Source organism: Streptococcus ratti FA-1 = DSM 20564 (assembly GCF_000286075.1).
Classification (GTDB): Bacteria; Bacillota; Bacilli; order Lactobacillales; family Streptococcaceae; genus Streptococcus; species Streptococcus ratti.
Genome location: NZ_AJTZ01000003.1, coordinates 69,189 through 84,065, shown reverse-complemented (window position 1 = coordinate 84,065; position 14,877 = coordinate 69,189). Strand labels below are relative to the sequence as shown.

The 14,877-nt window shown below is 38.8% G+C and carries 12 protein-coding genes and 1 pseudogene; 5 read left to right on the top strand and 8 right to left on the bottom strand.

Features of this window, described 5'->3' with window-relative positions; translation table 11 throughout:
* The first annotated feature begins 176 nt into the window (after window positions 1-176).
* Complete coding sequence (locus SRA_RS01140) at window positions 177-1,259, top strand: acyltransferase (RefSeq protein WP_003086691.1); 1,083 nt, start codon at window positions 177-179, stop codon at window positions 1,257-1,259.
* Window positions 1,260-1,472: 213 nt separating this feature from the next.
* On the opposite strand, the gene SRA_RS01130 is transcribed toward SRA_RS01140, so the two are convergent.
* The gene (locus SRA_RS01130; protein ID WP_003086687.1) at window positions 1,473-1,850 is read right to left on the bottom strand and encodes a DUF956 family protein; all 378 of its coding nucleotides are present in this window, start codon (window positions 1,848-1,850) and stop codon (window positions 1,473-1,475) included.
* Between the two features lie 443 nt (window positions 1,851-2,293).
* On the opposite strand from SRA_RS01130, the gene SRA_RS01125 reads away from it, so the two are divergent.
* Window positions 2,294-2,650, top strand: coding sequence for a hypothetical protein (locus tag SRA_RS01125; RefSeq protein ID WP_003086685.1), 357 nt, complete (start codon window positions 2,294-2,296; stop codon window positions 2,648-2,650).
* A 575-nt stretch (window positions 2,651-3,225) separates the two neighbouring features.
* Window positions 3,226-5,517, top strand: coding sequence for a peptide cleavage/export ABC transporter (locus SRA_RS01120; protein WP_003086683.1), 2,292 nt, complete (start codon window positions 3,226-3,228; stop codon window positions 5,515-5,517).
* Between the two features lie 388 nt (window positions 5,518-5,905).
* On the opposite strand, the gene SRA_RS01115 is transcribed toward SRA_RS01120, so the two are convergent.
* From SRA_RS01115 to rnhC, 7 genes and pseudogenes are all read right to left on the bottom strand, one after another.
* The gene (locus tag SRA_RS01115; protein WP_003086681.1) at window positions 5,906-6,832 is read right to left on the bottom strand and encodes a PTS system mannose/fructose/sorbose family transporter subunit IID; all 927 of its coding nucleotides are present in this window, start codon (window positions 6,830-6,832) and stop codon (window positions 5,906-5,908) included.
* 14 nt (window positions 6,833-6,846) lie between these two features.
* Window positions 6,847-7,665, bottom strand: coding sequence for a PTS mannose/fructose/sorbose transporter subunit IIC (locus SRA_RS01110; RefSeq protein ID WP_003086679.1), 819 nt, complete (start codon window positions 7,663-7,665; stop codon window positions 6,847-6,849).
* A gap of 34 nt (window positions 7,666-7,699) precedes the next feature.
* Window positions 7,700-8,692 (bottom strand): PTS sugar transporter subunit IIB, encoded by a 993-nt coding sequence (locus SRA_RS01105; RefSeq protein ID WP_003086677.1) that lies wholly within the window; start codon window positions 8,690-8,692, stop codon window positions 7,700-7,702.
* Between the two features lie 476 nt (window positions 8,693-9,168).
* Window positions 9,169-9,642: a hypothetical protein gene (locus SRA_RS01100; RefSeq protein ID WP_003086675.1), complete on the bottom strand. Its 474-nt coding sequence runs from the start codon at window positions 9,640-9,642 to the stop codon at window positions 9,169-9,171.
* 355 nt (window positions 9,643-9,997) lie between these two features.
* Window positions 9,998-12,193, bottom strand: a pseudogene (gene recD2, locus SRA_RS01095) (SF1B family DNA helicase RecD2); the annotation flags it as partial.
* A gap of 74 nt (window positions 12,194-12,267) precedes the next feature.
* A complete protein-coding gene (gene lepB, locus SRA_RS01090; protein ID WP_003086668.1) occupies window positions 12,268-12,855 on the bottom strand; it encodes a signal peptidase I in 588 nt (195 codons plus the stop codon).
* Window positions 12,856-12,868: 13 nt separating this feature from the next.
* Window positions 12,869-13,765 (bottom strand): ribonuclease HIII, encoded by an 897-nt coding sequence (rnhC, locus tag SRA_RS01085; RefSeq protein ID WP_003086665.1) that lies wholly within the window; start codon window positions 13,763-13,765, stop codon window positions 12,869-12,871.
* A gap of 208 nt (window positions 13,766-13,973) precedes the next feature.
* Here rnhC and SRA_RS01080 point away from each other — a divergent pair, with 208 nt between their 5' ends.
* A complete protein-coding gene (locus SRA_RS01080) occupies window positions 13,974-14,282 on the top strand; it encodes a hypothetical protein (protein ID WP_003086662.1) in 309 nt (102 codons plus the stop codon).
* Window positions 14,279-14,824, top strand: a complete 546-nt coding sequence (locus SRA_RS01075) for a CvpA family protein (protein ID WP_003086659.1) — start codon at window positions 14,279-14,281, stop codon at window positions 14,822-14,824. The genes SRA_RS01080 and SRA_RS01075 overlap by 4 nt, the downstream gene beginning before the upstream one ends.
* The last annotated feature ends 53 nt before the right edge of the window (window positions 14,825-14,877 follow it).

The following is a 14,877-nucleotide window of genomic DNA, read 5'->3' as shown; positions in this document are numbered from 1 at the left end:
ATTCAATGTTACTTGTCCGTTGCTTTCATTATACAGGATTTAAAATAGAATGTAAACATGAAAGGCAGGAATTCTCTTGTTCAGAATCATTAATTTTATGAAATCGCCTTAACAAAATGTCTCAAATTTAAAACATTTTTCCGATTGCCTCTTTCCTATGTTAAAATGGTAAAACGATGAGAGAAAAGATTAGAGAAAAAAGACAGTCACACTATAATTCTGGGATCGATTTTCTTCGTATTTTTGCCATGTTTATGATTGTTGTCACCCATGTTTTGGGAAAAGGCGGCATTCGCTCAACTGTAGAGGAGGATTTTGATCCTTATTATTTTGTGACTTGGGGCATTCAAGTGCTGGCTTACAGTGCTGTTAACTGTTATGCCTTGATTAGCGGCTATGTTGGTGCTCATTCACGCTATCGCTATTCGAAATGCCTTTCTTTATGGCTGCAGGTTTTCTTTTATACATTTGCTTTTACCGGTATTTTTACGGTTTTGCAAAAACCAATAACTTACCGCGACTGGATTGAGGCCTTCCTTCCTATTATCACAGGACAGTATTGGTATGTGACTGCTTATTTTGGACTTTTGATTTTCATGCCTATTTTGAACATAGCTTTAAAAAGGATAAGAACAAGAGATTTAAAGCATATCGTCACTCTGGCCATTGTCTTTTTTTCCGTGCTTCCAGTTTTATTTAATACCAAGGTGGATGAATTTTCATTTGCCAAGGGCTTTAGTATGAATTGGCTGATCGTTCTGTATATTATCGGTGCTTACTTGCAGCGGCTTGATTTGAAAAAATTATTCAGCCGCAGACTAATCCTTTTGATTGCTCTGACAGCCATGGCTGCAACGCTGACTGCTAAACTGCTCATCGGCGATATTTGGTATTGGTACACTTCACCAACTCTTCTTTGTGAAGCCTTAGCTATTTTTATCTTCTTTGCAACCTTAGATATCAAAAAAGACAGCCGTTTTTTCAAATTAATTAGGGTGCTGGCTCCGACAACACTGGGAGTTTACCTGTTTCACCTTAACCCTTTAATGGTTCGCTTTTTCTTAGAAGATGGTTTTGAATCGTTTGTTACAGCGCCTATCTGGCTCTTTCCTTTTCTGATTTTGGGAACGGCTTTTCTTATTTATGTGGTCTCTACCGCAGTCGAGATGCTGAGAATAAAGCTGTTTGACTGGCTGAATCTGAAGCAAGTGATTATGAAAGTAGACAGCTGGCTGCCTTTTGGGGACTATGAAAACTAAAAAATGGGAGTGGGACAAAAATCGAGATTTCGTAGAAATTGATTTTGTAGTCCCACCCCCGCACAGTTGGTTAGGGAGACCGCTATCACTTGCAAAGCAAGGGATAAGGACTTCAAATCAACCACTGTGTCAAACTGCTACGGCTATTTATATAACATTTGTCTCAGCCTCATTTTTTAGTGGACTCATTTATCAAATGAATAGCTTAGCTGTTTAAGGCTTAGCTGTTTTATGTTTTCTGCTAAAACGCGAAGCAATTTTTTGAATGAGGCTGGGGTACCTCAAAACCTTGTCGTTGCCGATATGCTCACGGGCTATTTTTAAAATTTTACCTGAATCAGATGATGCAAAGAGAAATTTTCCCTGGTCAGTAACGATTTCAAAATGGCGACTGACCTTTTTGCGGCTGACATTGGCGCCCATTTCAATGATGCTTGTCCAAGGAATCTGAATGAAATGTTCGACATTTGCATCGTTGTAAAATTCAAAGCCGCGATCGCCCAAGAGAAACTTTCCGACCTTACCGCCAATACCTAAATAAGAGACACCTTTACCAGTGTATTCCACTTTTGTGTTAATTGATTGTGCCATAATATACTCCTGAATAATATGTTTTATTATATCAAAAAAAGGAAGCTTGCGCTATTTTAGATAGCAAAAATAACGATGATAAGTTAAAGGATGATAGTTATATAGTTGAGGCTCTCTAGATTTGTTGTTCAATTTTAGGACATAGAAAAACTTCCCTATGGGCTTGGATTCAATGAAATTTTTTACTGTCGCTATTAGATATATCAAATCTACCTTGCTATTGAGCGATTATGGCATAGTTCTATCTTCGAATTTTTTATTATAGTATATTTATTCTGAGTAAAAAACAAAGATGGATAGATACTAGGGAAATAGTTGAAATGACAGAATATTTACTAAAATATTTCAATAATACTAAAAAAAGACTAAAATAACCATTAAATTATGCTATAAGTTAATTTTTATGTTAAACTAATATGCAAAATTAAAAGGAGCAAAGTATTATGAAATGTCAAGCGTTTGAAGATTTTAAAGCTACAAGTTTAGATAAGTTGTCTTATACGACAGGCGGAGCTACTGAAGGTGAAGTTTTAGCTAATCGGATGTTGCAAGGTGAAGCAACTAATGGCGAAATTGCTATGTATACTTGGAACATTGTTAAAGCTGGTTGGGAAAGTTCACTCATGTCCTGGGGTATTGGTAATTATAATAGTTTTATAGGATACTCAGCTCAAGGTAATAGAGGATTTAGTAATTACCAGTATGATATCTCTACTACTCCTACTAGTGGCACAGGTAGTTCAAGTAATCCGACAGGTGGCTATGTTAATTATAATCAGAGTTTCACTTCTGGATGGTAAAGTTAATTAAACCAAGTAGATTTTATCATGATGAGGTACCCTTTTTATAGAATAATTAGCGCTTGATGATTTTACCTGTGCAAGTGGCTAAAGTCGAATGTGACAATTATTTTAGGGTGATGCGGGTGTATACATAAGCATGATCTTATGTATATAGGAAACGCTATAATTTATACCTGAGGGATTATTCAAAGTTCATGTGAGAAAATTATGGGGAGTATTGTTAGCAAATTTTCTGGTACAGGTAATACTCCTCCTGTCAACTTAGGTTTAATAATTGTGGATACGACGTAACAGGAATTTCATCAGGTGGTTCGTTCTCATACTCAGGAGTTTTTGAGCATGAGAAGTAAATTCATAGTGGCCAATGATGCAATGGCTAACTAACAATACATCAGTTCTAATATGAGCACTAGCCTGACTACACAGATGTCAGGCTTTTTGTGAATAGTTTGTTAAGGATACCTCTAAAAGCTTTTTTTAAAAATCAAAAACTTGATTTAACAACGTTTACGAGTGTTAAACAGAAGAAGGTTTTGAGTTTTCTGGGTGCCTTTGAGTAGAAGGAATGATATATGAACATATTTTCTTATCTTCTTTTGACTGTAGTTTTGGTATTATTAGTCAATTTATTCTTAGAATTTATAAAAGACTTTTTTAAAACAACTCCAGCAATGAATAAGGAAAATTCTAAAAAAACTTCAATTTTTTTGTGGAATCGAACTAGACGTTTTAAATTTGTACCACAAATTGATAGTAGAGACTGTGGTCCAGCTGCCTTGGCTTCTGTTGCTAAGCACTACGGTTCAGATTATTCCTTGAGTCATTTGCGTGAACTTACAAAGACAGATCAACAAGGCACTACAGCATTGGGAATCATTGAAGCGGCTAAAAGTATTGGATTTGAAACTTACTCGCTAGATGCTGATATGTCTTTATTTAATTATGATGACCTTATTTATCCTTTTATTGTTCACGTTGTTAAAAATGGACGTCTTCAACATTACTATGTTGTTTATGGCGATGAAGAGGATAGTCTAATCATCGGAGACCCAGATCCTTCTGTCAAAGTTGTTCGCATGTCTAAGGAGAGATTTCAGCATGAATGGACGGGCCTAGCTATCTTCTTTTCTCCCAGGGATGATTATCAGCCTCAAAAAGATAAAAGAAGAGGACTAACAAGTTTCATACCTTCTTTTTTAAAGCAAAAGAGCCTCTTGATCTATATTATAATGGCGAGTTTAATTATTACTTTAGTAGAAATTATTGGAGCTTTTTATCTCCAAGTAATGCTGGATGAGTATATTCCCAGTCAAAAAATTTCAACTTTGGGCCTTGTCGCTTTAGGATTGATAATAATCTATGTCATCCAACGAATAATAACTTTTGCTAAAGAGTACTTATTAATTGTATTAGGGCAAAGGCTGACAATTGATATTATACTTACTTATATTAAACACATTTTTACCCTTCCCATGTCTTTCTTTTCGACAAGACGAACAGGAGAAATCACTTCTCGTTTTACGGATGCCAATCAGATTATTGATGCTATGGCTTCAACGATCTTTTCAATTATTCTAGATATTTCGACGATTGTTCTGGTTGGCGGGGTCCTTCTGATTCAAAATATATTTTTATTTTCCCTAGCCTTAGTCTCTATTCCCATCTACATCATTATTTTTTTCGTATTCATGAAGATGTTTGGCTATTTAAACTATGAAGTGATGGAAAGCAGTGCAATGATGTCTTCATCTGTTATAGAAGATATTAACGGAATAGAAACTATTAAGTCCTTAACTAGTGAAGAAGTTAGTTACCAAAGAATTGACAAGGAATTTGTTATTTTTTTGGAGAAATCATTTAGATTACGTAAGTATGGGGCTATTCAAACTTCAATTAAAACCGCCGCAAAACTAATTTTAAATGTTATTATCCTTTGGTATGGAGCTAAATTAGTTATGAGCGGTAAAATGTCAGCGGGACAAATGCTTACTTTTAATGTGCTTTTGGGTTATTTTTCAAATCCTCTTGAAAATATTATTAATTTGCAGACGAAGCTCCAATCAGCTCAAGTAGCCAATACCCGTCTCAATGAAGTCTATCTGGTTAAGTCTGAGTTTGAAAATGATGGTGAGTTCTCAGAAGTTGCCTTCTTAGATGGTGATATCTCCTTTGAAAAGATGTCCTATAAATATGGCTATGGTCGTGATACTATATCAGGTATCAATTTGACTATTCCCAAAGGCTCTAAAGTCAGCATAGTAGGCTCTTCAGGATCGGGTAAGACAACTCTAGCTAAGTTGATGGTCAATTTTTATGAACCCAATTGCGGGGCTGTCCGAATCAATGGCTATAATCTCAAGGTGATTGACAAAACTACCTTGCGGCAACACATAAGCTATCTACCCCAGCAGGCCTATATTTTTAGTGGTACTATCATGGATAATCTGATCTTGGGAGCCAAAGAAGGCACTACACACGAAGATATTATCCGAGCCTGTGAAATTGCTGAGATTCGCTCAGACATTGAGCAAATGCCGCTGGGTTACCAGACTGAGTTGTCTGACAGTGCTGGAGTTTCCGGCGGTCAGAAGCAACGGATTGCTCTGGCTCGTGCTCTCTTAACTCAAGCCCCAGTTTTGATTTTGGATGAGGCCACCAGCAGTCTAGATGTCCTGACTGAAAAGAAAATAGTCAATAACCTTATGGCCATGACCAATAAGACGATTATTTTTGTGGCTCATCGCTTGAGTATTGCTCAACGGACAGATTGGATTATTGTTATGGATCAAGGTAGAATTGTGGAAAAAGGTAGCCATAAGGAACTCTTGGCTAATAAAGGCTTCTACTACAAGTTATTTAACTAAGGGAGACATTATCGTGGATCCAAAATTATCCGAAAGCCACCGTCACTGACATAATTTTACGGCAGTGTTGGTTGCTTTGGTTATTTTCATTAAAGGTTTTCTCTATTTTGTTAAGAAGAAGCCCATTGTCATCTTTCAAAGTGGGTAAGGATAACTTACTTCATAAATGGAGAATTGAAGTGTTAGCCGCTAATTAAAAATTTGTTAACTTTTACATAAAAGTGAAGTGCAATCCTAGTTGTTAGATTTTTTATCTAACTGTTGGGATGCATTTTATTTTTTGTATTATTCACTAGGAAACATCAAAAAAAAAACCATACCCAATTTTTTGAAATCAGATATGGAAAAATTCTAATAATTTTATTTTACTAATTTCTAATTACTTTGTTTACATCAATCCAATGACGTGAGCAACAACACCTACAACAAACAGCCCAAGAATCATTACAATTGGTGAAACTTTCTTATTAAGCAGCCACATACAAAGAAGTGTAAGTAGAAGAGCCATCAAACCCGGAAGTAATTTATCCAATTGATCTTGTAAAGTTTCCACTTTTACATTTGTTAAGCTCAAATTATCTTTAACACCTTGAAGAATCTTTTGAAGCTGCCCGCTATGAATAACTTCGTTGTCTTTAGGGAATTGTATATAAGTAGCTCCATTATCATTCGTTAATTTAGTTGATGGGAGTTTCAGCGCGAAATTAATCGTTACCCAACGCTGAACAAGTGCCCCAATAACAAACATACCGAGGATTGAAGCCCCCTTAGTAATATTTTTAAGAATCCCCCCTGAGAGATCTTTGGTGATTTCTGTACCTGCTTTATAGCCAAATTCTTGGGTATACCAAAGGAAAGCCATACGAATAATATTCCAAGCAAAGAAGAAGATGATAGGTCCTAGGATGTTGCCTGATATTGCAAGAGAGGCTCCAAGAGCACCCAGCGTTGGACGAAGAACAAACCAGAAAACGGGATCTCCGATGCCGGCTAATGGTCCCATCATACCGATTTTTATTCCTTGAATAGCAGCATCATCCACTTCAGTACCATTTGATTTTTCTTCTTCTAAAGCAAGTGTTACTCCTAAGATAGGAGCGGCAATATATGGATGAGTATTAAAAAATTCCAAATGGCGCTCAAGCGCAGCGGCACGATCTTCTTTTGCTGTATAAAGTTTTTTGATAGCTGGAATCAAAGCATATGCCCAACCTAAATTTTGCATCCGTTCATAGTTCCAAGAACCTTGCAAGAAGGTTGAACGCCACCATACTTTATGACGATCAGATTTTGATAATTGAATTCTTTCTGACATTATAATGCTCCCTTCTAGTAGTCCTCTAAGATATCACCAATTGGATCATTTGAACTGGAGGATGTTTGTCCACTACTGCTGTTTCCGCCAGTTTGATTAGTAAGGGCGATATAAATCATAGCAAGTGCTACACCTACCATACCAAGTCCAAACAAAGTAATTTGTGTATCTGGGATAGCGGCGAGAACAAAACCGATAATAAAGAATGGCCAAACTTCTCTTGTAGCCATCATGTTAAGGATCATAGCATAACCTACAGCGACTACCATACCACCGCCAATAGTCATACCATCAGATAGCCAACTAGGGATAGCTTCCAGTATTGATTTAACATGGTTAGCAGGGAGTGCAAGAAGCAAGGCAACAGGGAAAACGATACGAAGGCCCTGAAGAAGAAGAGCAAAATAATGCGAGCGTTCAACAGCACGAATATTACCGTTCTTTGCGGCAGCATCAGCTCCATGGACGATACCAATTGAAACAGCGCGTACCACCATTGTTAGTGCAAGACCAGCAATAGCAAGAGGGACTGCAACACCGTAGGCAATGGTAATACCTTTTTGTGAAAAATCTCCTCCTTTAATCATAATTACTGCAGCTGCAGTTGAAGCAAGCGCAATATCAGGGGCAACAGCTGCACCGATATTGGCCCAGCCAAGAGCAAGAAATTGCAAGGTTCCCCCAAGTATGATACCTGCTTCCAAATGTCCTGTTACAAGACCGATTAAAGTACATGAAACAAGCGGTTGGTGGAATTGAAATTGGTCTAAGATACCATCAAGGCCTGCAAGGAAGGCAATGATGAGGACCAAAATAATAGAAATAACTGACATTATTCTAGTTCCTTTCGTTTTTTAATAAATAAAGTTATTGGACATTTGCTTTTTCAATGAGTTCAAACAAGTCTTTTTGAGAGTCGTTTGGCACCTTGCGAACGTCGAATTTTACGCCTAAATCGCGGAGTTTTTCGAAGGTTGCCACATCATCTTTATCCATAGAAAGAACATTGTTGACCATTGTTTTTCCGGTTGAGTGGGCCATAGAACCGATGTTTAATTCTTTGATTGGCACACCTCCTTCAATCGCTTCAAGAGCTTCTTGAGGTGTTTCAAAAAGAATCAGCGCATGCGTGTTGCCAAAACGAGGATCTTTGGCTGCTTCAATTAATTTCTTAATTGGCACTACATTAGCTTTGACACCGCCTGGTGCTGCTTGTTTGATTAATCCCTTACGTAATTCATCTTTAGCAACTGCGTCAGAGGCTACGATAATACGGTTAGCTTTGGAAGCTGGGGTCCAGTTGGTAGCGACCTGTCCATGCAAGAGCCGTGTATCAACACGGGCAAGATTAATTTTAAGTTTGCCATCGCCAATAACAGTTCCTTCTGGGATGGCACCTTGAGGTACAGCAGTCTGAGCAGGTGCGGGAGCTGCCGTTTCTTGAGGCTGTAATTCTTCAGGAAGGATTTTGACACCGTCTTTAGCTTCCTTAATAATATTTGCAGCAACTTTTTCAACGCCGGCAGAAGCATCCATCATGCGTTCTGTATAGGCCTGAATCAGCATTGGTAAATTAAGTCCGGTGATGATTGCAAATTTACGGTCAGGATTTTCTTCCATGACACGGCTGGCCTGATTAAATGGAGATCCGCTCCACAAGTCAGCCAGAACTAAAATCTCATCATCCGCATCAAATGCAGCAACTGCATCGTTGAATTTGGCATAAAGGTCATCAGGTCCTTCGCTTGGCATGAAAGTAACAACTTGAACTTTCTCTTGATCGCCAAAAATCATAGAACCGGATTGATGAATACCAGCGGCAAATTCACCATGACTGGCGATAATGATTCCGATAGCCATTCTTGTTCTTCCTCCTTTTTAATATTTTTTCTCAATTAAAAAGAATAATGTTCTCCTTGAATAAAGACACAAAATTCTCCCTTGTTAAAGAAATTTAAGAACATTATTATTGTAAAACGTTTTCATGGAAAAAGCAATAGCTTTTTAAGAAAAAAATCAAAAAGTGGCAAAAAACGGCAAAACTAGCCATTTTACAGGTGAAAAAAATTTCAGAAAAAGACAATGCTAATTTTATTTTTGACAGTTTTTGACGGAAAGAGCGACAGATAATGTCAGTTTTCACCCTCATAATAAGTAAAAAAGCGGGAGCATTGGAGACTTTTGTCTCACACTCCCGCTTTTTTATAGTCCTACAGCCTTGCTGCACAAGTGATAGCTTCAACAGTTTCCCTAACCAGCTGTACGGAAACAGGTTGATAAAATCTGCTTTGAATGACTGATTTCTGTACCGCTCTCAGCTGTGGATTGGAAAATTATTACTCTTCTTTTTCTTTTTCAGCCAGTGTCCTTGCCTTTTGGATGGCGTAGAAATACAGAACAATGTAAGCCGCCTGAATCAGCAGCGGAAGGACAGCTAGTTGGTTGAAAATTAAAAAATAAGCGATGTTAAAGGTTGATACTGCAAGCCCTAAATAATAAGGAATGGAGCTGACTGTTTGTTCCTGCCTTAATTTTGATAAATTGATAAAGCAAAAAACGGCGATAGTGATATTGATGATAACCACGACAACAGTAATCATAATGGCTGTTGATGTGATTGACTGCTTGATGGCAGCCAGTTCTTTAGCTGATAACTTATATTGCTCAATTGTTCCGTTTTGAATAGCCCGACGCAGTGAAAGGGCGCTGAGTATGCCGAAAAGTCCTAAAATAATACTTAAGATATTGAGAACAGCAACGGCGATTGTGCTGGTTCTAAGTGCCTGCCTTACTTTTTCGTATGATACCATATAAACCTCCTAAAAATAAAAAAGCCTGTGTTTTATAACACAAACTTATTTTAACATAAACTAAAGCCGTTGAAAATAGGTGAGACGGCTAATTCACAGTCTCAAAGCCTGTGAGAAAAAAATTGCCCTTTCATTTCAGTACCTTTTGATCTAAAAAGTTAATCTGAAATATGGGAAGCTAATCTTTAAAGAAGGTATCAAAGTCAGCTTGGGACAGACCTATCATAGGATCGATGGTCAATAGATTATTTTCAGTCAGGATGAAGGAGTCTTTTTTAGATTCCTGCGGACTTTCTTCGATTTGCTCTGTCTTTGGTGAAGATGACGGAATCTGATTGGTCTTTGGACCTGAGTCTTCAAACCGTTCAACAAGATAGGTTCGGCGCATAGTTCCCTGATTTTTAACGGCATACTCAAAGGCTGCGATTTCACCGAGCATTATTAGCTTACTTTTTGAACGTGTAATGGCCGTATAAACGAGATTGCGCTGCAAAAGCCTCCCCCCCTGACGCGTGATAGGAAGGATAACCACTTTAAACTCACTGCCTTGAGATTTATGGATACTCATGGCATAGGCCAGTGTTATTTTGGACCAATCATTGCGAGGATAGGAAATTTCCGTTCCTTCAAAATCAATGATAATTTCGTCTTGCTTGGATTCAGTATACTTTGCAGGCAGCAGGTCGGTGATATAGCCGATATCACCGTTGAACACATTGATTTCAGCATCGTTCACCAGTTGAAGCACCTTATCGCCTTTACGAAAATGCAGTTCATTGAACTGAAATTCCAGTCGTCCGGCCAAGGGATTGAGGAGCTCTTGCATCAGTGTATTAAGGTTGTTAATGCCAGCCTGTCCGCGATACATGGGTGCTAGGATTTGAACATCCTGAGCTGCAATGCCGCTTTTAAGAGCAGCTTTGACAATCTTAGTGATCATTGGCGGGATATGACTGCTCTGTGCTTGAAAATAAGAGCGGTCAGCCTTTTTTTCTGTAAAATCAGCTGGCAGAATGCCTTGGCGAATCTGACCAGCCAAAGTGACAATAGTTGAATCCTCAGACTGTCTGAATATCTTGCTTAGTGAAACTTGTGGCAGTGCATTGACTTTCAGTAAGTCAGCCAGAACCTGTCCTGGTCCGACAGAAGGGAGCTGATCGCTGTCACCGACAATGATGACCTGTGTATCTGATGCAATAGCGCTGAACAGCTGATTGGCCAGCCACGTATCTACCATTGAAAATTCATCAATAATAATTAAGTCACAGTCCAAGAAATCTTCAAGCGCTTGATAGTCGCTGTCGCTGTTTAAGCCCAGATGGCGGTGGATAGTCGCACTGGGAAGACCAGTCAATTCATTCATGCGCCTGGCTGCCCGGCCAGTCGGGGCAGCTAAAATAATAGGAATATCGCTGCTGCTGAGATCAAGCTTATGAAGGTTGGCATAGGCTTTAATGATACCATTGATGACCGTTGTTTTTCCTGTTCCCGGTCCGCCGGTTAAAAGAAAGACTTTGTTTTGAAGTGCTTTTTGGATAGCCCCCTTTTGAATAATGTCATAGTGAATATTGAAGTCTTCTTGGACATGGCTGATCTCAGCTGCAACAGCCTTATTTTCAATAGGCTTTTTTAGTGGTTGATTAAGAATACGGGAGAGGTGCTTTTGAATACCAATTTCTGCATAGAAAAGTGTATTGTCAAAGATTTTAGTGTCAATATTTTGTACTTTATCCTCAATAATCAGCTGGCTCAGCTCTTGAGCCACCTGGCTGGGATCGAGTTCGGCCTGCCTTGCCTCTTCAAGAATAAAAATGGCCTTCTCCAGCAATTCTTTAGCTTCAATGTAAGTATCGCCCTTATTGATGGAAGTTTCCAGAAGAGTGTGCACTAAAGCCGCACGAAAACGCTGGGGAGCATCGCTTTGTATTCCTAGCTGCTCGGCTAATTGGTCCGCCAGTTTAAAGCCGATTCCTTGGATATCTTCAACCAGCTGATAGGGATTGTCCTTGATAATATCCAGGCTGTCTTCACGATAATGGTCGAAGATTTGGACGGCGAGTTTAGTGTTGATGCCGTACTCGGCCAGTTTAGCTAAAATTTGTTCGGTTCCGTAGTTCAATCGCAGTTTGCTGATGAACTTTTCTCTGTTGACTTTGGAAAGACCGGGGATAGTACTTAGTTTGCTGGGATCTTTTAAAATTTTATCAATGGGTTCATCACCGTAAAGCTGGATAATTTTTTCAGCAGTTTTTTTCCCGATACCATTAAAATGGTCACTGGAAAAATATTTAATCAAGCCGGCAGAAGAAGGTTTGGCACGCTCATAGCGCTCAACCTTCAGCTGCTCACCGTATTTGGGATGCTTGGTCAGTTCTCCCCAAAAGGTATACGTTTCTCCTTCGATCACATCGGCAATAGTTCCTGTGACAATAATTTCAAAGTCGTCAAAATCACTGTCGGTATCGTCAATTTCTAAGAGAATAATTTTAAAGAAATTATTAGCATTTTCAAAAATAACGCGTTCGATAGTGCCTGAAAAATAATAGGTCATAATAGTTCCTTATAAAAAATCGAGAGCGGAAATGCCTGAGTTTATTTCCCGCTCCCGTTTAACTGAACGTCTTCTTATTTATTTGAAATAAAACGGATAGCATTTAAGGGCCAAAAGCGGAATTTCACTTCACCCACCAGCTTATCCTTAGAAAAAGTCCCGACTTGACGGCTGTCCTTGGAGACAATCCGGTCATCTCCCAAAAGAAGATAGCGGTCTTTTGGCACTTTAATGGTAAAGCTGGCATTTCCTTGGCTGTCCGTTGTAAATGCGGTAGATTTTGAAGCTAGTTCCTGAAAATAGGGATTGTAAGAATAGGTACTGTACAATCGGTCTTCAGCGAATTGTTTCTTATACTGCTTCAGATAGGTTTCATCTGCTTTTTTACCGTTAATAGAAAGCATGTCATTTTTATAAGTGATGGTGTCGCCAGGCATACCGATAACACGTTTAACAATATGTTTGTTACCTTCGGTAGCTACGACAATATCAAAATGTTCAATTGATGCCGTTTTGATAACGATAAGGTGCTCTCCATCAGCCAAGGTGGGATCCATAGAGTGGCCGTCTACCTGAACAGGGAACCAGACAAAGAGACGCAAGAGTCCGAAAACGATAAAGAAGGCCAAAAGGAGCCCCCATTCTTTTAAAAATCTTTTCATAATACCATCCTTATTATTTTAGTAATTGATAAGCTTTTTTTGTGTTTTTGAAATGCAGCTTGGCTGTATGCCTGAGACCATCTTCTCCGTAAGTTCTTAAAATCTGGCTGGCAATCTTATCAGATTGGGTACCTGCACCGCTGGGCAGGTTGAAGCCGATTTCTTGGCTTAAAGTAGCAAGATTGTCTAAAAAGAGCTTGCGAGCAATAATGGAGCTGACTGCTACTGCCAGATACTTTCCTTCTGCCTTTTCTTCCAGACTGATGGGATTAGTGAAGCGATTGAGCTCACCTTTCACATATTTTTGATAATTATTGGGGCTGGTGAAGGCATCAATAACAATTTTATCGGGTGCTGCTCCCTCCTGCAAAAGCAGGAAGATGGCCTGATTGTGCATGGCTACCTTGACAGAAACAGCATTATGCCTGTGATTGGGGCCTACGACCTGATTATATTTTTGAGGCGTTAGAAGCAGTGCTTTATGCGGTATTTTTGCCTCCAATAAGGGAGCAATCTGCCGAATTTTAGCATCGGTCAGATTTTTAGAATCATCTACGCCCAACTCTTTTAAAAAGAGATAATCAGAAGGCTGAACAAAGCTAGCGACTACTGCCAGACCGCCAAAATAAGACCCGTTTCCCACTTCATCAGAACCAATGAAAGAAAGGTTATCGCTGCTTTCCTCATCTTGATAGGTAGGTTCTGTCTGAAAGCCTAAACGCTGAGCAGTTTCTGAAACATTTTTTCCTTGAAAGACGGCCTTGCCTGATGTGTAAATCAGAATTGTAGTTTCTTGAAACTTGGCAGCAAAGCGTACATGAGCATTGTTGTTTTGGATGCTATAGCTGCTAAGCTTTTCGATCAGGTCTTGAACAGCTTTTTCGTCGAGCTGCAGAACAAAAGTATTCATAAGATATATTTTAGCATAAAAAAGCCAATCTTTGGAATATTCTAATGTGATATAGATAATAAAAGAATGAATCAAAATTTTTTATAAAAGTTAAAAGGAAGAATTTCTCCTGTTTTTCTTGCTTGAGAGAGATTTTTTGCAAGAAATTAAAAATTCTCTAATTTACGAAAAAAAGATTTTACGCTATAATAAAATTTGAGGTGAACTTATGACAAGTAAAAATCGGTACAAATTCACATTTGGTGAAAAAACATTAACACTGACAACTGACAAAGACAATCTCTTCATGGAAGAGATTGAACGGGTTGCTAAAGAAAAATATGACGCTATTAAAGAAAAATTGCCTCAGGCCGATGATGAAACGATTGCCATTTTGATGGCTATCAATGCCTTATCAACCCAGCTCAGTCGAGAAATTGATTTTGACAAAAAAGAAGAAGAGCTGGAAAAATTCAGAACTAAGGAATTGTCTATTCTGAAAGGCCGGGCTCAGCAGCGAAACGGGGCCAAAAAATGATTTCGTTTTTAATTCTCTTGCTTTTAGCTTGGAATTTTTATATTGGCTATCGCCGCGGCATCATTTTACAGGCTTATTACTTTGCAGCCAGTTTAATTTCCTTGGGAATTGCTGCACTTTACTATAAACAGCTAGCTGAAGTTCTAACGCTGTGGGTGCCCTATTCCAATGCCAGTGAAGGTGCGTCTGTTACTTTTTTTAGCTCAGTGGGTCTGTTTGAATTGGATAAGGTATTTTATGCGGGTCTGTCTTTTTTCAGCCTTTATGTCTTAGCATATCTGATTTTTCGTCTGCTGGGCATTTTTGTGCACTTGGTGAGGCTGGAACGCTTTGACAAGCCTGTTTTTGCCTATGTCAGCGGGGGCTTAGCAGTTTTGGTGAGCATGCTGTCCTTTAATCTTTTTTTTAGTATTTTGGCAGCTGTTCCTGTCACCGCAGTCCAGAATTTTCTGACAGGAAGCGCAGTAATCCGTTTGCTGATTAACTTTCCTTTATTTTCATGGATTGTCAGTCATTTTTGGATAGCAGCAGTATTGAAGTGAGGTTCGGCCTCGCTTTTTTGCTGCGGATTTTAGTATCTGGCATTTTACGGCAT